General features: G+C 66.3%; 19 protein-coding genes. 10 read left to right on the top strand and 9 right to left on the bottom strand.

The genetic code is table 11. The features are described from left to right. The first annotated feature begins 112 nt into the window (after positions 1–112). Positions 113–1,033: a M14 family metallopeptidase gene (locus SriyCCGPB3_RS12500; protein ID WP_350259343.1), complete on the top strand. Its 921-nt coding sequence runs from the start codon at positions 113–115 to the stop codon at positions 1,031–1,033. Positions 1,034–1,134: 101 nt separating this feature from the next. Here SriyCCGPB3_RS12500 and SriyCCGPB3_RS12495 read toward each other — a convergent pair whose 3' ends face one another. Next, on the bottom strand, positions 1,135–1,986 hold the full coding sequence (locus SriyCCGPB3_RS12495) for a LysR family transcriptional regulator (protein WP_350259342.1): 852 nt from the start codon (positions 1,984–1,986) through the stop codon (positions 1,135–1,137). Positions 1,987–2,146: 160 nt separating this feature from the next. Here SriyCCGPB3_RS12495 and SriyCCGPB3_RS12490 point away from each other — a divergent pair, with 160 nt between their 5' ends. Next, positions 2,147–2,500, top strand: a complete 354-nt coding sequence (locus SriyCCGPB3_RS12490) for an SMR family transporter (RefSeq protein WP_010485170.1) — start codon at positions 2,147–2,149, stop codon at positions 2,498–2,500. Continuing rightward, positions 2,500–2,823 carry a DMT family transporter gene (locus SriyCCGPB3_RS12485; protein ID WP_350259341.1) on the top strand — a complete coding sequence of 108 codons (324 nt, stop codon included), beginning with the start codon at positions 2,500–2,502 and terminating at the stop codon, positions 2,821–2,823. Before SriyCCGPB3_RS12490 ends, SriyCCGPB3_RS12485 begins: the two co-directional genes overlap by 1 nt. 171 nt (positions 2,824–2,994) lie before the next feature. On the opposite strand, the gene SriyCCGPB3_RS12480 is transcribed toward SriyCCGPB3_RS12485, so the two are convergent. The 3 genes from SriyCCGPB3_RS12480 to SriyCCGPB3_RS12470 form a co-directional block, all read right to left on the bottom strand. Further along, on the bottom strand, positions 2,995–5,943 hold the full coding sequence (locus SriyCCGPB3_RS12480) for a TonB-dependent receptor domain-containing protein (RefSeq protein WP_350259340.1): 2,949 nt from the start codon (positions 5,941–5,943) through the stop codon (positions 2,995–2,997). A 69-nt stretch (positions 5,944–6,012) separates the two neighbouring features. Next, positions 6,013–6,957, bottom strand: a complete 945-nt coding sequence (locus tag SriyCCGPB3_RS12475) for a FecR family protein (RefSeq protein WP_350259339.1) — start codon at positions 6,955–6,957, stop codon at positions 6,013–6,015. After that, positions 6,954–7,472 carry a sigma-70 family RNA polymerase sigma factor gene (locus tag SriyCCGPB3_RS12470; protein WP_350259338.1) on the bottom strand — a complete coding sequence of 173 codons (519 nt, stop codon included), beginning with the start codon at positions 7,470–7,472 and terminating at the stop codon, positions 6,954–6,956. Before SriyCCGPB3_RS12470 ends, SriyCCGPB3_RS12475 begins: the two co-directional genes overlap by 4 nt. Before the next feature lie 150 nt (positions 7,473–7,622). On the opposite strand from SriyCCGPB3_RS12470, the gene SriyCCGPB3_RS12465 reads away from it, so the two are divergent. Further along, a complete protein-coding gene (locus SriyCCGPB3_RS12465; protein WP_106468284.1) occupies positions 7,623–8,003 on the top strand; it encodes a VOC family protein in 381 nt (126 codons plus the stop codon). Between the two features lie 195 nt (positions 8,004–8,198). Beyond that, complete coding sequence (gene betT, locus SriyCCGPB3_RS12460) at positions 8,199–10,178, top strand: choline BCCT transporter BetT (protein ID WP_350259337.1); 1,980 nt, start codon at positions 8,199–8,201, stop codon at positions 10,176–10,178. A 100-nt stretch (positions 10,179–10,278) separates the two neighbouring features. On the opposite strand, the gene SriyCCGPB3_RS12455 is transcribed toward betT, so the two are convergent. Together SriyCCGPB3_RS12455 and SriyCCGPB3_RS12450 are read right to left on the bottom strand one after the other, a co-directional pair. After that, positions 10,279–12,903 (bottom strand): TonB-dependent receptor, encoded by a 2,625-nt coding sequence (locus SriyCCGPB3_RS12455; protein ID WP_350259336.1) that lies wholly within the window; start codon positions 12,901–12,903, stop codon positions 10,279–10,281. Positions 12,904–13,130: 227 nt separating this feature from the next. Next, on the bottom strand, positions 13,131–14,108 hold the full coding sequence (locus SriyCCGPB3_RS12450) for a zinc-binding dehydrogenase (protein WP_350259335.1): 978 nt from the start codon (positions 14,106–14,108) through the stop codon (positions 13,131–13,133). A gap of 433 nt (positions 14,109–14,541) precedes the next feature. Here SriyCCGPB3_RS12450 and SriyCCGPB3_RS12445 point away from each other — a divergent pair, with 433 nt between their 5' ends. From SriyCCGPB3_RS12445 to SriyCCGPB3_RS12430, 4 genes are all read left to right on the top strand, one after another. Next, positions 14,542–16,905 carry a ribonucleoside-diphosphate reductase subunit alpha gene (locus tag SriyCCGPB3_RS12445; protein ID WP_350259334.1) on the top strand — a complete coding sequence of 788 codons (2,364 nt, stop codon included), beginning with the start codon at positions 14,542–14,544 and terminating at the stop codon, positions 16,903–16,905. Positions 16,906–17,013: 108 nt separating this feature from the next. Beyond that, complete coding sequence (locus SriyCCGPB3_RS12440; protein ID WP_024957408.1) at positions 17,014–18,054, top strand: ribonucleotide-diphosphate reductase subunit beta; 1,041 nt, start codon at positions 17,014–17,016, stop codon at positions 18,052–18,054. A gap of 13 nt (positions 18,055–18,067) precedes the next feature. Continuing rightward, positions 18,068–18,547, top strand: coding sequence for a flavodoxin (locus SriyCCGPB3_RS12435; protein WP_204303196.1), 480 nt, complete (start codon positions 18,068–18,070; stop codon positions 18,545–18,547). Beyond that, on the top strand, positions 18,519–18,845 hold the full coding sequence (locus SriyCCGPB3_RS12430) for a thioredoxin family protein (protein WP_032130003.1): 327 nt from the start codon (positions 18,519–18,521) through the stop codon (positions 18,843–18,845). Before SriyCCGPB3_RS12435 ends, SriyCCGPB3_RS12430 begins: the two co-directional genes overlap by 29 nt. A gap of 199 nt (positions 18,846–19,044) precedes the next feature. Here SriyCCGPB3_RS12430 and SriyCCGPB3_RS12425 read toward each other — a convergent pair whose 3' ends face one another. Beyond that, a complete protein-coding gene (locus SriyCCGPB3_RS12425; RefSeq protein WP_350259333.1) occupies positions 19,045–20,376 on the bottom strand; it encodes an Nramp family divalent metal transporter in 1,332 nt (443 codons plus the stop codon). 116 nt (positions 20,377–20,492) lie between these two features. Between SriyCCGPB3_RS12425 and mntR the strand changes: the two genes are divergently transcribed. Then, positions 20,493–20,963 (top strand): manganese-binding transcriptional regulator MntR, encoded by a 471-nt coding sequence (gene mntR, locus SriyCCGPB3_RS12420; RefSeq protein ID WP_006372477.1) that lies wholly within the window; start codon positions 20,493–20,495, stop codon positions 20,961–20,963. Positions 20,964–21,031: 68 nt separating this feature from the next. On the opposite strand, the gene SriyCCGPB3_RS12415 is transcribed toward mntR, so the two are convergent. Together SriyCCGPB3_RS12415 and SriyCCGPB3_RS12410 are read right to left on the bottom strand one after the other, a co-directional pair. Further along, on the bottom strand, positions 21,032–21,592 hold the full coding sequence (locus SriyCCGPB3_RS12415) for a thioredoxin-like domain-containing protein (protein WP_350259332.1): 561 nt from the start codon (positions 21,590–21,592) through the stop codon (positions 21,032–21,034). Further along, positions 21,582–23,741 carry a TonB-dependent receptor plug domain-containing protein gene (locus SriyCCGPB3_RS12410; protein WP_350259331.1) on the bottom strand — a complete coding sequence of 720 codons (2,160 nt, stop codon included), beginning with the start codon at positions 23,739–23,741 and terminating at the stop codon, positions 21,582–21,584. Before SriyCCGPB3_RS12410 ends, SriyCCGPB3_RS12415 begins: the two co-directional genes overlap by 11 nt. Positions 23,742–23,879: the final 138 nt, after the last annotated feature.

The following is a 23,879-nucleotide window of genomic DNA, read 5'->3' as shown; positions in this document are numbered from 1 at the left end:
TCGTAAATGAGAATTATTGCTGATTCCATTCGCCAATGGAATGCGTCTCCGGTTCATGCCGATGGCGCGGTGGTAGAGTGGGCGATTGCTTCCTGACTCGCTGAGATCTGCCATGTCCCAAGCCGCCTTCTACCCCGTCGGAACCCCTGGCCAGCCGTGGGGAGCGGCGGAACGGGAGGCGTGGCGTGGCCGCCAGCAGCGCCTGCGTCGCTACGACGAGGAGGTGCTGCCGCGCATCGAAGCGCTGGCATCGCGCTTTGACAAGGTGGCCTATGGCAAGCTCGATTACGCGGGCGAGACCTACACCCTGTACGCCCTGCGCAGCCGCGACTGGAACCCGGCGCTGCCGGCCGCGCTGGTCACCGGTGGCGTGCATGGCTACGAGACCAGCGGCGTGATGGGCGCGCTGGAGTTCCTCGAAAAGCACGCTGCTGACTATGCCGGCAAGGCCAACCTGCTGGTGGCGCCGTGCGTGAATCCGTGGGGCTTCGAGCGCATCAACCGCTGGAACTTCGATGCGATCGACCCGAACCGCAATTTCCGCGCCGATGGCCCGGCCCGTGAGTCGACCGCGTTGATCGAGCTGATCACACCGATCAAGGGCCAGTTCGTGCTGCACATCGACCTGCACGAAACCACCGACAGCGACGAGAGCGAGTTCCGCCCGGCGCTGGCGGCGCGCGACGGCAAGCCGTTCGAGCCGGGCCTGATTCCGGATGGCTTCTATCTGGTGGACGACAGCGAGAACCCGAAGGCGGCCTTCCAGCAGGCAGTGATCGCCGCGGTGGAAAAGGTCACCCACATCGCGCCGGCCGACGACAAGGGCGAGATCATCGGTTCGCCGGTGGTGGCCCATGGCGTGATCGAGTACCCGCTGGTGAAGCTGGGCTTGTGCGCCGGCATTACCGGCGCGAAGTACACCACCACCACCGAAGTCTACCCGGACAGCCCGCGCGCGACCCCGCAGCAGTGCAACGACGCACAGGTGGCGGCGGTGTGCTCGGCGCTGGATTACGCGCTCGCCCATCGTTGACCGGTAGTGCCGGCCGCTGGCCGGCAACTGAAAAAGGGGACGGAGGGGATTAAGTCGTTTGTGGCATAAACGACTTAATCCCCTCCGTCCCCTTTTTCGGTTCACCCCAACGCGTCGGCCCACCATAGTGCGGCCGGTCCGGGAGGCGTGTCGCGGCGCCACAGCAGGTCGCTGTGGATGCGCCGTGGCCAGCCGGGCAGTACCAGTTCCACCAGCCGCCCGCGGTCATAGCGCTGCACCAGCGCCCGCGGCAGTTCGGCCCAGCCGATGCCGTCCTCGGCCATTTCCATCACCATCAGGTAGTCGGTGGCGGTCCAGGCCAGGCCGGTGACCACGCGCGCCTGGTCGACTTCGGCGCTCAAGCGTACCTGCCGGTGCCGCGCCAGCTGAGCGGCGGCGCGACGGCCGGCACTGGCCAGTGGATGTTCGCGCTCCACGTACACCGACAGTTCGCTGTGATGCGCCAGCGGCCGTGCCACCAGCCCATCCGGATAGTGCTCCTGCCGTGGCAGCAGACCGAGCGCGGCGCGTCCGTTGCTCACCAGTTCCAGCACGTCCTCGCCCTCGGCATCCAGCCATTCCAGCTCGATCTCCGGGAACGCCTCGGCAAAGCGCTGCAACACGCGCTGCTCCGGATCGAGCTGATAGACGTCGGAGAAGGCCACGGTCAGCCGCGCTTCGACCGGGGCGGCCAGCCGCACGCTCAACTGCTGCAGGCGGGTATCGGCGGCGAGGATTTCCTGGGCATGACCGAGCACCTGGCGCCCGGCCTCGGTCAGCTGCGGGTAGCGGCCGCTGCGGTCGAACAGGCTGACGCCGAGGTCCGCCTCCAGGTGGGCGATGGCGGTGCTGACCGTCGACTGGGTCTTGTGCAGGCGTCGCGCCGCCGCCGAGAACGAGCCCAGCGCCGCGGCTTCTACGAAGGCCTGCAGGGATTCAGGGGAGTAGGGCATTGATCCATCGCTCCTGTCGATGGAATCCATTTTGATACCACCGTAAAAGGCGATGATACTGGCTTCCGTCGCCCCCGTCTGCGGGGCGTTCCGGACCCTCCACGCTCGGCGTGGATCCATTGATGAGGCGGCGTGGTCCCCGCCCTGCAAGGAGCTTCACATGTCCCGTACTGTTCCCGCCCGTGGCGCGCTGGTCGCCTGGGCCTGCCTGACCGTGGCGATCGTCGCCGAAGTGGTCGGCACCTCGTTCATGGCCCATGCCGCCCGCGATGGCGGCTGGACCGGTTACCTTATCATGGCCGGCGCGCTGGCGCTGTCCTACTTCTTCCTGGCGCAGTCGGTGCGCCGTATTGCCGTTGGTGTGGCCTATGCGGTCTGGGAGGGCCTCGGCCTGACCCTGCTCACTGTGGTCGGCCTCACCGTCTTTGGTGAAAGCCTGTCGCTGCAGCAGCTGGCCGGCCTGGTGCTGGCAGTGGTCGGCATCGTCTGCGTCACCCTCGGGGAGGCGCACTGATGAATACCCTGGCCCTGTTTTTCGTGATCTGTTCGGCCTTGATCGATGTCGCCGCCAACATGATGGTGGCCAAGTCGGAAGGTTTCCGCCGCTGGCGCTGGGGCGTCGGCGCGATCGTCATGGTCTGGATCGCCTTCGCCCTGCTGGGACAGGCCGTGCGTTACATGGATCTGGCCACCGCCTACGCGATGTGGGGGGCGATCGGCGTGATCGGCACCGCCACCTGCGGCCGCCTGCTGTTCGGCAACCGCCTGCGTCCGATCGGCTGGGTCGGCATCGCGCTGGTCACTTTCGCGGTGCTGCTGCTGAGTACCGCGAAGTGATGCATCGTTGTGCCGACCAAGGTTGGCACCTACCAGTGCTGAGCTGCTGTGCCAACCCAGGTTGGGATCTACCAGTGCTGAGTCGCCGTGCTGGGATGTACCAGAGCGTGAGCCGCCGCAAGCACGCGCCCCGGGGATGATCTGCCCGGGGCGTTGCTGTTTCTGAAGCACTCAGAAGCGTGCGGTGAAGTTCAGCCGCGTGGTGCGGCCCGGGCCCGGCATCAGGCTCATTGCCAGCGTGTCCATGTAGTAGGTGTTGCGCAGGTTGCTGACCACCAGCTCCACTTCGCTGCGCGGGGTGAACTGCCAGCGTGCGTAGAAGTCATAGATCGCGGTCGGCAGGTAGATGTTCTGCAGGCCGGTCGAGCCGGTGGTGTTCCAGGGCTTGTCCAGTTCATGGGTGGGGCCGCTGTTGTAGGTGCGGCGGATACCGGTATCCAGTCGCTTGTCGAACAGGCGGAAGCCCAGCGTGCTGTGGATCGAGTACTTCGGCGGGTTCTGCGCGTTGACGAACGAGGTGCCGAAGCCGCCGTCCACGCAGTCCGGGGTGGTGTCCAGCTTGCTCCATTTCGCATACGGGTCTTCGCGCAGACGCTTGGCGGTGGCCGCATCGCAGGTGCGCGCGCGCTGGTAGTAGCTGGCCGACAGGTCGAGGTAGGCGATGCCGGCGTCATAGCCGGACTGCAGCTCATAGCCAGACACCGTGTAGTTGTCGACGTTGTCGACATAGAACGCCCAGTTGCTGGAATCGAAGCGGCGGGTGATGGCGTTGTCGATATCGTTCTTGAACCAGGCCACCTTGAACGCCAGGCGATCACCGTCACGCCACAGATCCTGCTTGAGCAGGCTGAAGCCGATGTCCCAGGAACGGTTCTTCTCCGGCTTCAGGTCGGCCACAGGTGCCGAGGTGCTGTTGCCCAGCGTCGACTCGAACAGGCTGGGCATCTTCCAGCCCTGCGCGTACTTCACGTAGAAGAAGATGTCCTCGTCGAGGTTGAAGCGTGCTTCGGCATAGGGCGCGAAGCCGTGGCCGGAACGGCGGATCGCCGGCTTGTAGCCCCAGGCGGTGGGAATCTGCTTGGTATAGAAACCGTTGGCGCCGCGCGGATCAGGAATGAAGCCGTCGAAATCGTAGGCCTGGCCCAGCGTGCTGTCGCCATAGGGCGTAGCGCGCAGCGAGTCATAGGTGTAATTGCCCTGGGCATCCGGGTACCACTCCTTGTACCAGCCCGGCAGCAGCTGGCCGCCCTTGCTCAGGCGCGCGAAGGTGTAGCGCAGGTCACGCGATTCGCTGACGAAGGCGACGCGGTTGCGGTCGCGGGTGCGGTAGTCGGTGAAGCGGCCGCCCGCGGTCAGCGACAGCCAGTCCCACGGCTGCCATTGCAGCGAGGCGACGGCGCTGGCTTCGCGGCGCGTGCCCGAGCGCAGGTAGCGGTTGTTGTTGAAATCCACCGGCAGCACCGGTGAGTTGGGCGCGGTGTCCTCGTGCTGGAAGGAGGCGCCATAGCGCAGCGTCCAGTCGCCCAGAGCATTGCTGAAGCGCGTGGTGTTGCTGCTGTCCACGCCCCAGCGCTGGGTCTTCACGTCCGACTGCAGGCCCGGGCCATAGGTTTCGCCCAGCGTATCCGGCATCTGGTCGTTGGGGACGTCCTTGAACAGCGGCGTGTTGGCGATGTTGCTGTTGAACATGCGGCTGGTGGCGGTGGTGAACCACAGGGTGCTGCTCAGGTCCAGCCACGGGTGTGCCTCGGGCCGGTAGCGGTGGCGCAGCGAGGTGGCGTTGACCCGCATTTTTCCCGGCTCGAACTGGAACATGGTGTTGGCCTTGTCCACGTAGGTCACCCATTCATTGGACTCACCCACGCGGCCGATCGCCGACGGCATGATCTCGCCGAAACTCGAATTGAAGTAGCGATGGCTCAGCTCCAGGCGTTGGTCCGGACTGGGCGTCCAGGTGAATTTCAGCAGTGCGGATTCGTTGTCGGTATGCGTGTTGAGCACTTCATCGCCCGGATGGAAGAGCTTGGACACCGCCTGGCTGGACATGCCGGTACCGCCGCTGGACAGGTGCTGGTTGTCATAGCGATGGGCACCGTTGCTGCCGGCGAAGAAGTTGCCCTGGCGGCGCCGCGCATAGGCCGCGACCAGCTGCCAGTCTTCACCACGCTGGGCGAACGCCACGCTGCCATTCCAGTCGCGCGGGTCGCGCAGGCTGTTGCGGTTGTCGCTGCCGCGCGCGATCTGCTTGAAGGTGCGGGTGCGATCGATGCTGTTGTCGGCCACGCCGCCGCGTACGCGCAGGCCCCAGGCCTGGCCATCATCGAGGATGTCATCGACGTTCAACGTTTCCATGTAGACCACGCCGCCGATCGCGCTGGCGGCATTGGCGGCCAGGCTCGGCCCCTTCTCGATGCTGACCGCACTGATCAGATCGGGGTCGAGATAGCTGCGCTGCTGCACGCCGGCATAGCCGCGATACACGTCGATGGCCTGCTGGCCGCCGTCGATGATCACCGGCACCCGGTTCTGGCCCTGCAGGCCGCGGATGTTGACGTCCAGCGCACCGCCGTTGCGGACGTCAGCGGTGTGCACGCCCACCGCACCGGCCAGCACGTCGCCGATCGACTGGCCGCGGAAGCGTTCCAGCTGCTGGCGGTCCAGGTGCACGCGCGAGCCGCTGTCACGGTAGACCGCATCGGCATCGGCAAGCCCCCACGGCGAAGCACCTTCGCTGGCCTGGCCGGCCACGCGCAGCGTGCCGATCTGACGCACGCCGGCTTCAGCGTCGGGTGCGGCCTGCAGCACCACGCCATTGGCATCACGCTGGAAGGTCAGGCCGGTACCGGCCAGCAGCTGCGCCAACGCGGCATCCGCGCCGAGCGTGGCCTGCACGCCGTTGCTGTGGCGGCCGCGGGTGAGGCGCGCGTCGGCGGCGATGGGCAGGCCCGATTGCTGGCCGAATGCGGTCAGGGCCCGGTCGAGCGCGCCAGCCGGAATCTGCCAGCGGATGGCGGCCGCAGTGTCCTGTGCATGGGCGGCGGCCGGCAACAGGCACGGGGAGGCCAGGGCCAGGCACAGCGCGATGGCCAGGGGACGAGGGGAGGGGCAGGGCAGTTTCATGGGGGCGGCAACATCCGCAATGGGTTCCCTTGTAGTGCCCGGTGAGCGCACAGAAAGGGAACCGCGATTTCAAAGCGGACGCACGACGGTCCACCACGGCCAGCGCTGCTCGACACGGATCGGCAGGGCGCGGGCCAGCAGATGCAGCGCCTGGGTGCTGTCCAGGCGTGGCATTACCGCCGTGACTTTCAATGCGGCGAGCGCCGGATCACAACCCAGATAGCCCTGATGGTGGCGGGCCAGCTCATCGATGACACGGATCAAAGGCGTGTCCTGTACCTGCAGACGTCCGTCCTGCCAGTCACCGCGCAGAGGATCGGCAGCGACCGTTGTGAGCCCGCCCATCGGGCCGATCCGCACCGCGTCTCCCGCAGCCACATCCAGCGCCGCACCGAACATCGGCAGGCAGCGCACCGCGCCCTCGAATACATCCAACCGGCTGTCCTGCGCCTCACGACCGACGGCGAAGCGGGTGCCGATCGGCTGCAGGCGTGCGCCCGGCACATGCACGGTCAACGGCTGGCCGGCGAACGCAGGGTGATGGCCGGTCTGCAGCAGCAGCTCGCCACGCAGCAGATGCAGGGCGCGGCGGCCGCTGCCGATGTCGATGGTGACTTCGCTGTCGGCGTTGAGCCACAACTGGCTGCCATCCATCAGCGTCAAGTGCCTGGTATGGCCGGCAGCGGTGCGCTGCGTCTGCAGGCCGCGTTGTTCACGCAGCCCGTGCAGGCCCAGCAGTGAAACCGCGCCGATGCCGAGGGCGCCGCCGAGACTGCGAAGCGCGCGGCGGCGGCGACGTCCGGCAGCATCCAGCGCCGTGGCAGCAGCCGGTGCCGACAGGGGCGCAAAGGACTGCCAGACCGACTCGACCCGGCGCCACGCATCGGCATGACGGGCATCTGCGTGCAGCCATGCGTGCCATCGCTGCCGGTCGCCGTCACTCCAGCCCTGTTGGCGCAGCGCGAACCACGCTGCCGCCTGCTCCAGTGCCGGGCTGGCCAATGCGGCATTCATGCCGTGGCATCGCCGGACAGGCGCAGGCAATGCAGCATCGCCTGCGCCATGTACTTCTTGACCATGCGCTCGGACACGCCCAGCTGTTGGCCGATCTCCGCATAGCCCAATCCGGACAGTCGTGCCAGCAGGAACGCGCGGCGTGGGCGTTCGGCCAGGCCAGACAACATGTCGGCGATGGCATGCAGCAGCTGCAGTGCCTGTGCGCGCTCCTCCGCAGACGGGTGCACCGGCTCCGGTTGCGCAGCCAGTGCGGCCAGGTAGGCACGCTCCAGGTCCGCGCGCTGCCAGTGGTTGACCAGCAGGGCGTGCGCGATGGTGCTGAGGTAAGCGCGCGGCAGGCGCAGTTCGGACGGATCGACGCGTCGGCTGAGCAGGCGCACGAAGGTGTCCTGGGTCAGGTCGGCAGCGCAGTCGGCGTTGTGGGTGCGGCGGCGCAGCCAGCCCAGCAGCCAGCCATGGTGTTCGCGGTAGAACCCCGCCAGCGCAGTGCTGGAGGCGGCGGGCACGGCCATCGGTATCGATCATTAATGAGAATGATTCCCATTATAGAGTGATCGAGCGGCGTACGACAAACCCTGCGCACTTGGCAGCAGGCCGGAGGCGTGCATTTGCGATGCCCGCCGCGCTCGCCGACACTGCGGTTTTCCACAAGGAGTGCCCGCATGTTCAGTCACATCACCGTTGGAACGAACGATATGGACGTCGCGCATCGCTTCTACGATGCCCTGTTCACCGCATTGGGCGCCCGTCCGGGTGTCTTCGATGACAAGGGGCGGCTGGTGTACTTCAAGGACGGCCGCATGTTCATCGTCACCGCACCGATCGATGGGCAGCCGGCGTGCCATGCCAACGGCGGCACGATTGGTTTCACCCTCGACAGCGCCGAGGCGGTGCGTGGCTGGCAGGATGCGGGCGTGGCCCATGGTGGCACCGCCATCGAAGACCCGGCCGGCATCCGCACCATGGCCGGGCGCCAGCTGTTCCTGGCCTACCTGCGCGATCCGGATGGCAACAAGCTGTGCGCGGTGCATGTGATGTCGTGATTGGACAGTACGCGCGTGGCCGCGATGCACGCGGTCCACGCGCGGCTGTGCTCGCAGGCACGCTTCGGCGCGCGCGTGATAACACGGAATGGTGGACCGGGCCTGTGACCACAGGCCGCAACTTCATGCTCTGTCCACTGCGGTTCAGCCAGAATCGGTCGGCTAACCCTTTGATCTACCGGAGAACGCCGCCCCATGGAAGTACTGGAGCCGCAACAATCCCCGGTGCGCACCCTTCGACCTGTGTTCGCCTTCGCGGCGATCGTTGTCGTGGCGTTCGCGCTGTTCGTCAGTCTGTTCCCGCTCGGTGCGGGCCGCCTTCTGGTCAAGGCGCAGGACTGGGCCGCACTCAATGTCGGCTGGTACTACCTGCTGGCGATGACCCTGTACCTGGTGTTCGTGGTCGGCGTGGCGCTGTCCAAGTACGGCGGCATCAAGCTCGGCGCCGACCATGACGAGCCGGAGTTCAGCTACCTTTCCTGGGCCGGCATGCTGTTCGCCGCCGGCATCAGCATCACCCTGTTCTTCTTCTGCGTCTCCGAACCGCTGACCCATTACCTGCAGCCGCCGCAGGGCGATCCGGCCGCGGGCGAGGCCGGCGCGCGCCAGGCCATGCAGCTGCTGTTCCTGCACTGGGGCCTGCATGGCTGGGGCGTGTTCGCGCTGGCGGCGATGGCGATGGCCTACTTCGCCTACCGCCACAACCTGCCGCTGGCGCTGCGTTCGGCGCTGTACCCGCTGATCGGCAAGCGCATCAATGGCCCGATCGGCTACACCGTGGACGCACTGGGCATTGTCGCCACCGTGTTCGGCATCGGCGCCGACATGGGCTTCGGCGTGCTGCACCTCAACGCCGGCCTGTCGCACCTGTTCAACATCCCGCACTCCAACCTGGTGCAGATCATCCTGGTGGTCAGCATGATGGGCGCGGCGGTGGCCGTGGCCGTCTCAGGCGTGGAGAAGGGCGTGCGCTGGATGGCCAACATCAACATGCTGCTGGCGATCGCGCTGGTGCTGTTCATGCTGTGCGCCGGCCCGACCCAGTATCTGCTGAGCACGCTGATGCAGAACCTGGGTGACTACCTCGGCAGCGTGGTCGGCAAGAGTTTCGACGTGTACGCCTATGGCGGCCGACCGGAATGGCTGGGCGGCTGGACGGTGTTCTACTGGGCCTGGTGGATCGGCTGGGCGCCGTTCGTCGGCCTGTTCATCGCGCGCATCTCGCGTGGCCGCACCATCCGCGAATTCGTGTTCGGCGTTCTGCTGATTCCACTCGGTTTCACCCTGGCGTGGCTGTCGATCTTCGGCAACAGCGCGCTGGACCAGGTCCTGCACCACGGCCAGCAGCAGTTGGCGCAGCTTGCGGTCGACGATCCACCTACGGTGCTGTATGCACTGCTCGATGGCTACCCGTGGAGCCGCACGGTGATCGCGGTGACGGTGCTGGTCAGCTTCATCTTCTTCGTGACATCGGCTGACTCCGGCGCGGTGGTGCTGTCCACGTTGTCCTCGCATGGAGGGGCGCCGGAGGATGATGGTCCGCGTTGGCTGCGCGTGTTCTGGGGCACGGTGATCGCGGTGCTGACCGCTGGGTTGCTGCTGGCCGGCAGCATCGATGCGCTGAAATCGGCAGTGGTGCTGGCCTCGCTGCCGTTCTCGGCGGTGCTGTTGCTGATGATGTGGGGCCTGACCCGCGCTTTCAGTGACGAATCGCACCGCAAGCGCGCGCTGCAGTACCGGCCCTCGCCGCTGATCGGTGACGACCGCCACCACCAGGGCTGGCGCCAGCGCCTGAGCCAGGCCATGCACTTCCCGGTGCGCGACCAGGTCTACCGCTTCATGGACGATACGGTGAAGCCGGCGATGGAAGCGGTGGCCGAACAGCTGCGCGGGCAGGGCTGGGACGTGGCGACGCGCTTCGAGGCTGGCGACATGGAGCTGTCGGTGAACCACGGCGAGCAGCAGGACTTCCTGTACCGGGTGATCCTGAGTGGCTACCTGACGCCGTCGTTCGCCGCACAGCAGCTGCGCAACCAGCGCTACTACCGCGCTGAAGTGCACCTGTTCGAAGGCAGCCAGGACTACGACCTGGTCGGCTACAGCCGCAAGCAGATCATCAACGACATCATCAGCCAGTACGAACGGCACCTGCAGTTCCTGCACCTGAGCCGCTGATGCACGACCGCCGGGCATCCCCCCCGGCGGTCGGTGGTAGTGCCGGCCGCTGGCCGGCAGCACAAATGGGGCGGCGCATTACCGCCGCCCCGATATCGCATCAGAACCGGTAGCGCGCCCCCAGCGAGACGAACTGCCCGCGCAGGTTGTACTGGCTGATGTCGAAGCCATTGGAGCCACCGGCCGGGTCGAACGGCGGGTCCTTGTCGGTCAGGTTCAGCACCGACAGCGACAGCGTGGTGTTGGGAATACCGTCGTAGGCCACGTACAGGTCCAGCTGGTGATACGGCTTGATGCGGTCGCGCAGGCCCGGATTGCTGGTGGCCGTCGCCACGCGCTGGTCGTAGCCACTCACGTACTGCAGGCTCAGCGTGCTGCTCCAGTCGCCCACCGCCCAGTTCAACGACGTGGTGCCGCGGGTGCGGGGCAGTGCGCCGTGGCGGTTGTTGCCGGCCCCGTCATAGGGCGCCTGGCCGGCCACCAGCGGCTGCTTGAAGCTGAGCAGGTGGGTCCAGCTGCCGGCCACGGTGAAGTTGCCCCAACCGTCGGTGCGGAAGGTACGGCTGGCATCCAGGTCCAGCCCCGAGGTGGTCAGTTCGCCCTGATTGGCGTACTGGTTGGTGATGAACTGGATGCGTCCGTTCTCGCGTTGTACGCGGCCCGGGAACAGGGTCGGGTTGTCGACGATGAACTGCGCACTGTCAGGCTTGACCAGGTTGTCCTGTTCGATGCGGTACCAGTCCAGGCCGATGCTGGTATCGCCATCCGGCGACCACACCGCACCCACGTTGAAATTGCGCGAGCGCTCGGCCTTCAGGTCCGGGTTGCCGGTGCGGATGTTGGTCACGCCGCGGCTGCCACCCGGTTGCAGTGGGTCGAACGGATCGATCACCGAGCCGTAGCTGACGGTCTGGCCCGGCGCGATCTCCGGCAGCGACGGCGCACGGAAGCCACGCGAGAACGAGCCGCGCAGCAGCAGGCTGTCCAGCGGCTGCCAGCGCAATGCCACCTTCGGCGAGAACGCCTTGCCGAAGTCATCGTAGCGGTCGCCGCGACCGGCCAGCTGCAGTTCCAGCGTGCGGTGCAGCGGCACGCTCAGTTCGGCGTAGGCGGCACTGACCTGGCGTTCGCCGTTGACCACGTTGATGGCCGGGCGCAGCTCGGTGCCCGACAGCACCTGCGCGCTGGTACGCGCGTCCAGTGATTCCTTGCGGAACTCGGCGCCCCAGGCGAAGCCGACCGCACCGGCCGGCAGCTCCCACAGTGTGGTCGACGCCTTCACGTTCAGCGAGTGCAGCTTGTACCAGCCGGGGCGTTTGGTCTGCAGGCGCAGGGCATCCAGCGCCTCCGGCGTGCTGGACGGATTGAGGAAGTTGTAGCTGCCATCGCGCAGGATCTGTTCGAAGGCGTAGCGGTTGACGAAGTTGTCGACGTACTCGCGCTGTGCGCTCTGCGAGGTCAGCGCCGCCACTTCCCAGTCCCAGCGCTCGCCACTGCCACGCACGCCGGCCAGGGCACGGTAGAACACCTGGGTGTTGTCCTTCAGGCGCGGGCCGAGGTCGAAGAAGGTGTACTCGAACGGCAGCGGGGTGCTGCCCGGGTTGTTCGGGTGGCCGACCGGCAGCACCGCCGGCACATCGATCAGGGTACCGGTGGCCGGGTTGTAGGCGCGCAGGCCCGGCCCAACGGTCAGCGGCGCGCTGAAGATCTGGTCGGCCTTGTTGTGGCTGTACAGCACATCGGCGAAGGCCTCGACGCTGTCATTGAAGCGGTAGGTCGCGCTCAGCGACGCCTGCAGGCGCTCGGCGCCGGGCTGCAGGGTCTTGAACGGCTGGGCATTGAAAGCGCAGGCCTGGCCGGGCAGGGTGCTGCCGAAGTCGCTGTACGGGCGCAGCTGGCTGCCGTCGGGGCAGTTGGCGAACGGCTGCGGTGCACGGGGGTTGCTCAGCCAGTTGCCACCGGCAGTGGACCAGCCGGCCAGGCGGCCACCGGGCTTGTCGCGGAAGTCACCACTGCGGGTATAGGCGCGGTCATCGCCATCAAGGCGGTCGCGCTTGAGCAGGTCCAGCCCGAACAGCACGTTCCAGCCCTGCTGTTCCAGATCACCGAAGCCGGCCAGCAGGTTGGCCTTGCGCTCGTCCAGGCCACCCTGGGTGGCGGTACCGAAACCACCGCCGACTTCCACGCCCTGGAAGTTCTTTCGCAGGATGATGTTGATGACGCCAGCGATGGCGTCGGAGCCGTACACCGCCGAGGCACCGTCCTTCAGCACTTCGATGCGCTCGACCGCACTGATCGGCAGCGCATTGAGGTCGACGAAGGTGTCCTGGGTGTTGAGCGCGAAGCCGAAGTTGGAGACGCGGTAGCCGTTGACCAGCACCAGCGTGTTCTTCGGCGACAGGCCGCGCAGGCCGATTGATGCAGAACCGGCGGCGAAGCTGCCGGTGTACTGCTCGTCGAAGCTGTTGCCGGCATTGGCCGACAGGTTGCGCAGCACGTCGGTAAGGGTGGAACGACCGGTCTGTTCGATCTGTTCGCGGCTGACGATCTGCACCGGGTTGGGCCCGGCGGTATCGCTGCGCTTGATGTTGGAGCCGGTCACCAGCACGGTGCCGAGGGTGGTGCTGTCCTTGCCGGTGTCGGCGGTTTCAGCGGCGCCGGCAGCGCCGGCGGAGAGGCCCAGCGCGATCGCGCCGGCAAGCAGGTTCAGGGTGGTGCGGTACATGGAAGCGACAACGCCAAACGGGGGAGGAGCCGTCAGTACCGCACGCAGCCACGTGCGCCTTCCAATGACGAAAGCGCATTCAGTTATACATCACAGGTTCTTAACGAAAGTCTGTGGCCTCGGTGGGGCGGTCTGTGCTTCGGTGGGTGCGGATCGTTGGTCCGCACTCCTGCTGCGGGTCAGATCCCTTTCCAACGGAAAGGGATCTGACCCCGGTTGTCCGGCCATCACGGCCGCAGCAGCACCTTGCCGTTGCGGCCCGAACCCGCACCGGCCTTTGCCGCCTGGGCGATGTCGTCCAGTGCGAAGATCTGCTCCACCGGCAGGGTCAGTTCGCCGCTCGCCGCGCGCTTCAGCAGTTCGCCAACCAGCCGGCGCTTGTCCTCCACCGCCATCGCCTGGCTGACCTTGCTGCCCCAGAAGCCCTTCACCGTGGCTTCCTTGTAGATCAGGCCGCCGGCGGGAATGCGCATCGGCTCGCCGCTCATTACACCGAACGACACCAGGGTGCCGTGGTGGCCAAGCAGGTCGACCAGATCGCCGCTGGCGTCGCCGCCAATGGAATCCACCGCGGCCGCGGCCTGCGCTTCGCCGGTCGCCTCACGCACGCGATCCTTCCAGCCGTCCACCGAGGTGTCGAACACATGATCGATGCCCAGCGCTTTCAACTGTGCGACCGCATCGGCATTGCGCACCAGGTTGGCCACATGCACGCCACGCGCCCGCGCCAGCATCGCCAGCGATTTGCCCACCGCGCCGTTGGCGGTGTTCTGCACGATCCACTGGCCCGCTTCGACGTGCAGGAATTCCAGCAACATCAGCGCGCTCAGCGGCATCGCGATCAGCTGTGCGGCCATTTCGTCGGGGATCGCCTCCGGCATCGGAATCACCATGCGTGCCGGCGCGATGAAGGCTTCAGCCCAGGTACCGTGCACCGAGGCGGCGGCAACCCGCTGGCCGATCTGCAGGCCGTCGACGCCATCACCGAGTGCATCGACCACGCCCAGCGCTTCACTGCCACCGATCGCCGGCAGCGTTGGCTTGTAGCCATACAGGCCGCGCACGGTCAGCAGGTCGTGGTTGTGGATCGAGGCCAGCACGGTGCGGATGCGCACCTCGCCGGGGCCGGGCTCGGGCAGGGGCGCTTCGGCAATGGCAAGAACGTCGGCCGGGTCGCCGAAGGAGGGGTACTGGGCAGCGCGCATGGGCGGTGTTCCGGGGAAAGTTGATGTTGTACCGAACTGGGGACGCAGGCGTTGTCGACAAGGCGCCGCAGGTGCAACACGGCATCCTGCGACTGATCGTCGCGACATGTGCTGATTACCGCATCTTGTGTTGACGGGTTGGAATATCCCCACTATGTTGTGTCCGTCACTCCCGGTCAGCCGCCGCCGCCGGACATGCAGCAAACGTCCCGCGGCCCGCCCCTGAAGGCTTGCCGTGTCGACGCGGCCGCCATCGTGCGGACCCAGATCGCCCCCACGGCCCGGATACCGGCCGCAGGCGCAGGCTGTTGCCGACGATCTGGTGTTCCCGCGCTTTGGCATCCCACCCCGACCGCCCCGTGCGCCGGTATCGCGTGCAGGGCCGCCATGGCATCGACCGCCAACGCGCGTGCGAGCCTGGAGTTTCACCACCATGACCGACAGTACCTTCCGCGTGGCCGATCTGGCCGGCGCTGGCGACGCCTTGCGCGCCGGTGGCGAGCGCGTGCCGACCTGGATCACCAAGGAGGCCGGCAACCGTCGTCTGCCGTTCGAGGCCGAGCGCCTGCAGCGCAGCATCGACGCCGTGCATGCCGAGTTCCCCCAGCTGGATGTGAGCGACTACCGCCGCGTAGTGCAGGCGATGGTCGAACGCAAACCGAGCATCAGCGCCGATGACCTGGTCGATCTGCTGATCCGCGAGGCCGAATCGCGCGTGGACCTGGTCGCGCCGGAGTGGGAGCAGTTCGCCGCGCGCATCTACCTGCGCCGCCTGTACAAGCGCGCCAGCCGCAACCGCTTCTACGACGTGGGCCTGAAGTACGGTTCCTACGTGGGCCTGCAGGAAAGCCTGGCCGACCGCGGCATCTACAGCAACGACATCCTGCGCTGCTATTCCAAGGAAGAGCTGCAGCAGGCCGGCGAGATGATCGATCCGGAACGCGACCGCCTGTTCGCCTACAACGGCCTGTACCTGCTGGCCACGCGCTACCTGGCCAGCGACCGCAGCCGCGAGGTCTACGAACTGCCGCAGGAGCGCTGGCTGACCATCGCGCTGTACCTGATGCAGGAGGAAAAGCCGCGCGAGCGGCGCATGCAGCTGGTCGGAGAGGCGTACTGGGCGCTGTCCAACCTGTACATGACGGTGGCCACACCGACCCTGGCCAATGCCGGCAAGGTGGGTGGGCAGTTGTCCAGCTGCTTCATCGACACGGTGGACGACAGCCTGCAGGGCATCTATGACTCCAACACCGACATCGCCCGCGTGTCCAAGCACGGCGGCGGCGTTGGTGCCTATCTGGGCTATGTGCGCAGCAGCGGCGCGCCGATCCGTGGCGTGGCCAATTCCTCCGGTGGCGTGGTGCCGTGGATCAAGCAGCTCAACAACACTGCGGTGTCGGTTGATCAGCTCGGCCAGCGCAAGGGCGCGGTGGCGGTGTACCTGGACATCTGGCACCGCGATATCGAAGCCTTCATGGACCTGCGCCTCAACAACGGCGACCAGCGCCTGCGCGCGCACGATGTGTTCACTTCGGTCTGCGTGCCGGACCTGTTCATGGAAGCGGTCGAACGCCGCGCCGACTGGTACCTGTTCGATCCGCACGAGGTGAAGCAGGCCAAAGGCTGGTACCTGCAGGACTTCTACGACGAGAAGCGTGGTTCTGGCAGCTTCCGTGACCGCTACGCCGAGCTGGTGGCCGATGAGCGCATCAGCCGCCGCACGGTGAAGGCCATCGATCTGTTCAAGCGGATCATGCTCAGCCAGCTGGAGACCGGCAACCCGTTCCTGTTCTACCGCGACGAGGTCAACCGCAGGAACCCGAACAAGCACGCGGGCATGATCTATTCCAGCAACCTGTGCACCGAGATCCTGCAGAACATGAGCCCGACGCGGATGATCCAGGAGATCGTCAGCGGCGACCAGATCGTCACCACACGCCGGGCCGGTGACTTCGTGGTCTGCAACCTGTCCTCGATCAACCTCGGCCGTGCGATCAGTGCGCCGGATGACCTGCTGGCCACCGACGTGCTGGAGCGCCTGATCCCGATCCAGGTGCGCATGCTCGACAACGTGATCGACCTCAATGCGCTGCCGGTGCCGCAGGCCACCATCACCAACCGCAAGTACCGCGCCATCGGTCTGGGCACCTTCGGTTGGCACCACCTGCTGGCGCAGCAGGCGATCCAATGGGAATCGCCGGATGCCGAAGCGTTGGCCGACCGTCTCTACGAGCGCATCAACTTCCTGACCATCCAGGCCAGCGCGCAGCTGGCGAAGGAGAAGGGCAGCTACCCGATGTTCGCCGGCAGCGACTGGCACAACGGCCGCTACTTCCGTGACCGCGACTACAGCGGCGCCGCGTGGGACAGCCTGGCCCGCGAGGTGGCCACGCACGGCCTGCGCAACGGTTGGCTGCTGGCGGTGGCGCCGAACATGAGCACGGCGCAGATTGCCGGTTCCACCGCCTCCATCGACCCGATCTACAGCGCGTTCTACTACGAGGAAAAGAAAGACTTCCGGCGTCCGGTGGCCGCTCCGGGCCTGTCGCTGGAGACCTGGCCGTACTACGAGAAGGGTGCCTACAAGGTCGACCAGTTCGCCAGCGTGCGCCAGAACGCGCGCCGCCAGCGCCACGTCGACCAGTCGATCAGCTTCAACCTGTACGTGCCCAGCACCATCCGCGCCAGCACCCTGCTGGAGCTGCACCTGAGTGCCTGGCGCGAGGGCCTGAAGACCACCTACTACGTGCGCTCCAACGACATCGACATCAGCGAATGCGAGTGGTGCTCCAGCTGATTGCTTCGACTCCTGTAGAGCCGAGCCTATGCTCGGCTCAGGCGCAAGGCAGCCGAGCGTGGGCTCGGCTCTACAACGGCAACGCACGCAATACGAAGGCAGAAACCCATGGCAACCCCCCTCGACCGCATCAAGATCCTCGAACCGCGCCATCCCAACCGCAGCACCGGCATCATCAACGGGCGCACCAGTGGCATCCTCAACTGGAACGACATTCCGTACCCGTCGTTCTATCGGGCCTACAAGGAGCTGTCGACCAACTTCTGGATTCCCGATGAGGTCGACATGAAGCTCGATGCCCGCCAGTACGGCGAGCTCAATGCGCGCGAGAAGAACGCCTACGACTCCATCATCGGCCTGCTGGCCACGCTGGATTCACCGCAGACCCGCTTCATCTACAACGTGGCCGAGTACATCACCGATCCCGCCGCGCATGCCAATGCAGCGATCATCGGCCAGCAGGAAGTGATCCACAACGAGAGCTACAGCTACGTGCTGGCCTCGATCACCGACCTGCCGAACCAGAACCGCATTTTCGAGATCGCCCGGACCCACCCGACCATCATCAAGCGCAACGCACCGATCATGGGTGCATACGACGACTTCATGCGCGAGAAGACCGCCGAGACCCTGCTGAAGTCGCTGATCCAGTCCTCGATCCTGGAAGGCATCAACTTCTATTCCGGTTTCGCCTACTTCTACAACATGGTGCGGCAGAACCGCATGAACGGCACCGGCAAGATCATCAGCTTCATCAACCGCGACGAGCTGGCGCATACCAAGTTCATCAGCGAGTTGATCCGCGCCATCATCGGCGAGAACCCGGAGCTGCAGACCAACGAGCTGACCGCCTACGTGCACCAATCATTCGAACACGCGATCGAGCTGGAGACGCAGTGGTCGTCGGAGGTGCTGGACGGTATCGACGGCATCGACGTGGACGAGATGGTGCGCTACGTGAAGTACCGCGCCAACAAGATGGCCGGCATGCTCGGCATCGAGCGCCTGTACAGCGACACCACCGACAACGTGATGCCGTGGATCAAGGCCTACGCCGACAACTTCACCGAAACCAAGACCGACTTCTTCGAGATGCGCAATGCAAGTTACAAGAAGACCAACGTCGACAACGGCTTCGACGACCTCTGAGCCCAGCGAAGCGCTGAGCATCCTGCTGGTGGTGGCCTCGTTGAGTGGCAACACCCGCGAGCTCGGCCGGCAGATTGCCGACCGTTGCCGTGCCGCAGGGCATGCCGTGCACTGGCAGGAGGCCGACGATCTGCGCCAGGCCCCGTCACTGGCCGCCGATGAGGCCGACCTGGTGCTGCTGGGTTGCTGGACCGACAACGCCGGCCGCACGCCGGCGGAGATGAAGGCGTGGGTGGCCGGTATTACGGAGCGCGGCGAGCGGCCACGGCAGCTGGCGGTGTTCGGTACCGGCGAAACGCAGTGGGGGCAGGAGTACTACTGCGGCGCCGTGCACCGGCTGATCCGCTACTTCCGCAGCGACTACCCGCCGCTGGAGATCGAACAGATGCCGCATGGCGTTCGCCATGCCGCGGCCATCGAGGCCTGGACCGACGCGGTCCTGGCCCATTACTGGAGCAACACCGATGCAGATCATCGACGCCACCACGCCTGAGCAGTTCCAGCAGCTGCTGGCCGAACATCCGCGGGTGCTGGTGGATTTCCACAAGGACCAGTGCCCAGGGTGCCGGATGCTGGAGATGTCGCTGCACCGCGTGGCGACCAGCAGTGCAGGGCAGGGCATCACCCTGCTGCGCGTGCAGCTGGAAGTGCTGGGTGAAGCGTTCTTCAGGGGACTGGGGTTGCGGCAGACGCCGACGCTGTCCCTGTTCCGTGACGGCGACGAACGCACCCGCCTGGCCGGGTTCCAGTCGCCGCAGCAGATCGAGGCCGCGATCGCGTTGCATCTGTAGCGTGGAGATGGCGGGGTCGGATCCCTTGCCAGAGGCAAGGGCTCTGACCCCACATCGTGTAAAGGCATCCACGCATGGCGTGGATCTACGGGTGGACCCCGCTTCCTGTAGAGCCGAGCCCACGCTCGGCTGCTGTTCGTGCGGTGTGCGATGAGTCGAGCATGGCTCGACTCTACAACGGCGTCCCAGGCATTTCGCGCTATGCGCCGCTGAAGGTATCCACCAGCAGCTTCACGTTCAACACCACGATCACCAGCGCGATCACCCAGGCGATGCTGCCCAGCCAGCGCGGGGCCACCAGCGCGCCCATCGTCACCTTGTCGGTCACGATCCGCACCAGCGGGATGATCGCGAACGGCAGCTGCATCGACAGCACCACCTGGCTCAGCACCAGCAGCTTTACCGCGCCCTGGTCGCCGAACAGCATGATCACCACCACCACCGGAATGATCGCCAGCGCCCGCGTGATCAGCCGCCGCAGCCACGGCGGCAGGCGCAGGTGCAGGAAGCCTTCCATCACGATCTGGCCGGCCAACGTGGCCGTCACCGTCGAGTTCAGGCCGGAGGCCAGCAGCGCAATCGCAAACAGCGTCGCCGCCGCGCCCACGCCCAGCATCGGCGCCAGCAGCTGGTGGGCCTGCTCGATGTCTTCCACGTCGAAACGGCCATTGGCATGGAACACCGCCGCCGCCAGGATCAGGATGCTGGCGTTGATGAACAGTGCCAGGGTCAGCGCAATGGTGCTGTCAGTCACCGCCCAGCGCAGCGCGCTGCGACGGCCCTCATCGGTGCGCGGGTAGGCACGGGTCTGCACGATCGACGAATGCAGGTACAGGTTGTGCGGCATCACCGTGGCGCCAATGATGCCGATGGCGATGTACAGCGCATGCGGATCGGTCACCACCTGCGCGCGCGGAATGAAGCCGCCCAGCACCGCCATCACCGGTGGTGCGGCCATCGCGATCTGCACCACGAAGCAGGCGAAGATCACCATCAGCAGCGCGATCACGAAGGCTTCCAGCGCACGGAAACCGCGGTTCATCAGCAACAGCACCAGCAGTGTGTCCAGCGCGGTGATCACCGCGCCCCACAGCAGCGGCAGGTCGAACAGCAGCTTCAGCGCGATCGCGGTGCCGATCACTTCGGCCAGGTCGCAGGCGATGATCGCCGCCTCGCACAGCGCCCACAGCGCCAGGTTCACCGGCCTGGGGTAACGCGCGCGGCAGGCCTGGGCCAGGTCCATTCCGGTGGCGATGCCGAGCCGCGCCGACAGCGCCTGCAGGATCACCGCCATCAGGTTGGAAATGAGGATGACCGACAGCAGCAGGTAGCCGAAGCGCGAACCGCCGGCGAGGTCGGTGGCCCAGTTGCCCGGGTCCATGTAGCCGACCGAGATCATGTAGCCCGGGCCGAGGAAGGCCAGCAGGCGGAACCACCAATGGCCCTTGTCGGGCACCGCCACCGAGGCGTTGAGCGCACCCAGGCTGGCCGGAGTGGAGGCCGAAGGGTCGCGGGGTGCCAGGGTGTTCATGGCTCCGAATATAGCTCCTGCTATAGTCATTAGCAATGTGAAACAATCGTCTTTATCGCGTTACTGGTCCAGAATTCAGGTTCAACACCGGAACAACCGGAAGGACAGGCGCAGGCGTGGGCAAGACCGACGATTCGACATCGCTGAAAAGCACCCCCTTGATCGAGGCCGAGCGCCAGGTCGAGAGCTTCCGGCAAGTGCGCGAGGCGCACCGGATGGAGCTGGTGGAGGACTATGTCGAGCTGATCTCGGACCTGCTGGCCGACGGCGGCGAGGCCCGCCAGGTCGACATCGCCACCCGCCTGGGCGTGGCCCAGCCCACTGTGGCGAAGATGCTGCGGCGGCTGGCCCGGGATGGCTGGGTGGTACAGCGGCCGTACCGCGGCGTGTTCCTGACCCCGGAAGGCGAGGCGCTGGCGCATGCCAGTCGCCAGCGTCATCAGACCGTGGAGCGTTTCCTGCTGGCGCTGGGCGTGGACCCGGATACCGCGCGGCGCGATGCCGAGGGTATCGAGCACCATGTAAGCGAGCAGACGCTGGCGCTGTTCGAAGCGTTCGTGCGCAAGGCCGAGGGCGAGGCGCCGTAACGGTAGCGCCGGGCCATGCCCGGCGGCCGTAATGTTGCGTCACGCATTTCGCCGGGCATGGCCCGGCGCTACCGCGATTGGATGCCGGCGTTGGGACAACGGGCCTGCTGCTGCGCACACGCCTGCTTCGCCCATTCCTTCAACACCGGCTGCAGGCCTTCATAACGCCGGCCTTGCCAGCCATTGGCCAGCACGGCGCCGTCGGCATCGATCAGCACCAGATTCGGCGGTGCCAGCCCCGCCAACGCCTGCAGCGCCGGCATGCGCGCGGCGCGGCGCGGGTCCAGCACCGGCCACGGCATGTCCTGCGCGTGCATGTAGCGGCGCAGCGCGGCCTCGCTCTCATCCAGGCTGACGTACACCACTTCGGTATCGGCGCCGGCCTCGCGCAACGCGTCACGCACGCTGCGCAGGGTGGGTACGAACGCATGGCAGGGCGCGCACCAGTCGGCGCCGAAGTACAACGCCACCAGCTTGGGTGGCGATGGCCACTGCATCGGCCGCAGCGAGCGCTGTTCCGGCCGCATCAGCGAGGCCGAGACCTGCGCATGCAGGTCCGCAGCCATCGCCGGTGCGGCCAGCAGCACGGCACAGGCCAGCAACAACGCTCGTAGTGGATCAGAACGCATAGCGCAGGTTGACGTACCACGAGCGCGCGAAACGCGGCCCATAGACATAGTCGCTGTCGCGCAGCGCGCCGACTTCCAGATCCTTCTGGCGCTGATCGAACACGTTCTTGACGCCTGCGGCCACCGACACTTCCTGCTGCGCCTGCGCGCCCAGGTGACGATGCCAGCGCGCACCCAGGTCGGTCACCAGGAATGAACGCGTGCGGTGCAGTTCGCCCAACCGGTTGTTCAGCACCGACATCGGGCCGGTGTGGCGCAGCGCGACGAAGGTCTCCCACGGCTCGGCGGGCATCCAGCTGAGCTGGGCCAGGCCGGTCCAGCGTGGGGTCTTCAGATAGTCGCGGCTTTCGATCACGGTGTCGCCGCCGTCGCCGGTGTCGTCGAAGATGCGCTGCGGTTCGCGGAAGCGCGAGCGGTACCACGAGGCACCCGCGGTCAGGCGCCACTGCGGCGACGGCTGCCAGCCGAGGTTGGTTTCCGCGCCCAGCACATTGGAACCGGACGCGTTGTAGCGCAGCTGGCTGAGCTGGCCGTCATCGCCGCGCTGGATCTCGCCCAGTGCGAAGGTGTCGCGGATGCGCGCATACGAGGCTGTGGCATCCCAGCTCCACACCGGATTGGCCGGGTCCGATCGCCAGTCGAAGCCGAACAGGGTGGTCAACGCGCGCTCTTCCTTCAGGCCGTCGGTGTTGCGCACGCGCACCTGTTCGCCACCCAGCGTATCGACATGTACGTCCTCGACGAAGATTTCCGGTGCACGGAAGCCGGTGGCAACGCCTGCCCGCCACTTCAGGTTGGGCGTGGCCTGCCAGGCCAGCGCGATGTGCGGCGAGAACACCGCGCTGTCCAGCTCCGAGCTCTTGTCCACGCGCGCACCCAGCACCAGGTCGACGTTGTCGCGCAGGCTCCACTCGTCCTGGATGAAGGCGCCGAGGTTGTGGAAGGTGGCGTCTTCCAGCACCGCCAGCCGCTGGCCGTCACCGCTGCGGTTGTCGTCGCGCAGCGCCTCGTGCTTGTACTGCACGCCGAAGGCCAGCGCGTGCGCGCCCAGCCGCCAGTTCAACTGGCTGTCGATGTAGTGCAGCGGATTGTGGGTGCGGCCGTACTGGCGCCACGAACGCGAGGCCGCGCTGCCGGCCACGTTGGGGTCCAGCTGCGACGGGTCATAGCCCGGCGCCGACGGATCGGTGACCACGTCGCCCAGGCCGCCATAGAAGCTGTCACGGTCGATGTCGGCGAAGGCATAGGCCAGGCGGAAATCGACGTCGGCATTGATCTCCTGGTCCCACGACACGCTGCCGCGCCGGTACTTCGTATCCAGCGATTCGGCGATGTTGGCCAGGTATTCCGGCTGGTCCAGGCGGTTGCCGCCGCGGCGGGTTTCATCGGTCACCTGCAGGTCCAGGCGCAGTCGTGTGCCCGGCGTGGGGGCGTACCAGGCCTGCAGTCCGCCGACCTTGAGATTTTTGCGGGTGATCTCGGTGTAGCCGTCGCCGTTGTAGTCGATGCCACTGTTCCAGTTGCGCTGGGCGATCACCGACAGCCCGGCATCGGCGTCCTTGGCCACCAGGTCCAGGCGCAGGTCGGCGTTCTTCTGCGGCGTGCCTTTCAGTACATCCACGCCGGCCTGTACATGACCACCGCTGCGCGCCGGCAGCGGCGGGATCAGGTTGATCACTCCGGCCACCGCGCCCGGGCCGTACAGTGCCGAACCGCCGCCCTTGACCACTTCGATGCGGTCGACGAAGCCTGCCGGGATCTGTTCCAGGCCGTACACACTGCCCAACGTGGACAGCAGCGGGATGCCATCGAACAACAGCTGGTTGTAGGCGCCGGGCAGGCCCAGCAGCTGTACTTCGCTGGTGTTGCAGTTCTGGCAGTTGCTTTCCACGCGCAGGCCATTGATCAGCTCTGCGGCGCGCGAGAAGTCGGTGGCCGCACGCAGCGCGATGTCTTCCTTGCGCAGCACCTCGGTGCGGATCGGCACGTCCGACAGCAGGCGTTCGCTGCGGGTAGCAGTGCTGACCTTGACCTGCACACGGTCCAGCTCGGTCGGCTTCGGTGTGGCTGCCAGCGCGGGCAACGGCAGGGTCAGGGCGATGGCGGCAGCCAGAGGCAGCCGGCGGGATAGGGGTCTGGAAACGGGCATGAGGGCGTCGTCCTTGGGAGAGGAAAGGCGGCGAGGGCGACCTGGCTGACGCATATGAAAGCAGAGGGTCATAGATATAGCAAATGCTATATAGATGAGTCCTGGCAATCATGAGGACGAGGGCTCAGGTCAGATCAT

Origin of the sequence: Stenotrophomonas riyadhensis, assembly GCF_040256885.1 — a bacterium.
Classification (GTDB): domain Bacteria; phylum Pseudomonadota; class Gammaproteobacteria; order Xanthomonadales; family Xanthomonadaceae; genus Stenotrophomonas; species Stenotrophomonas riyadhensis.
This window is presented reverse-complemented; position numbering and strand designations above follow the sequence as displayed.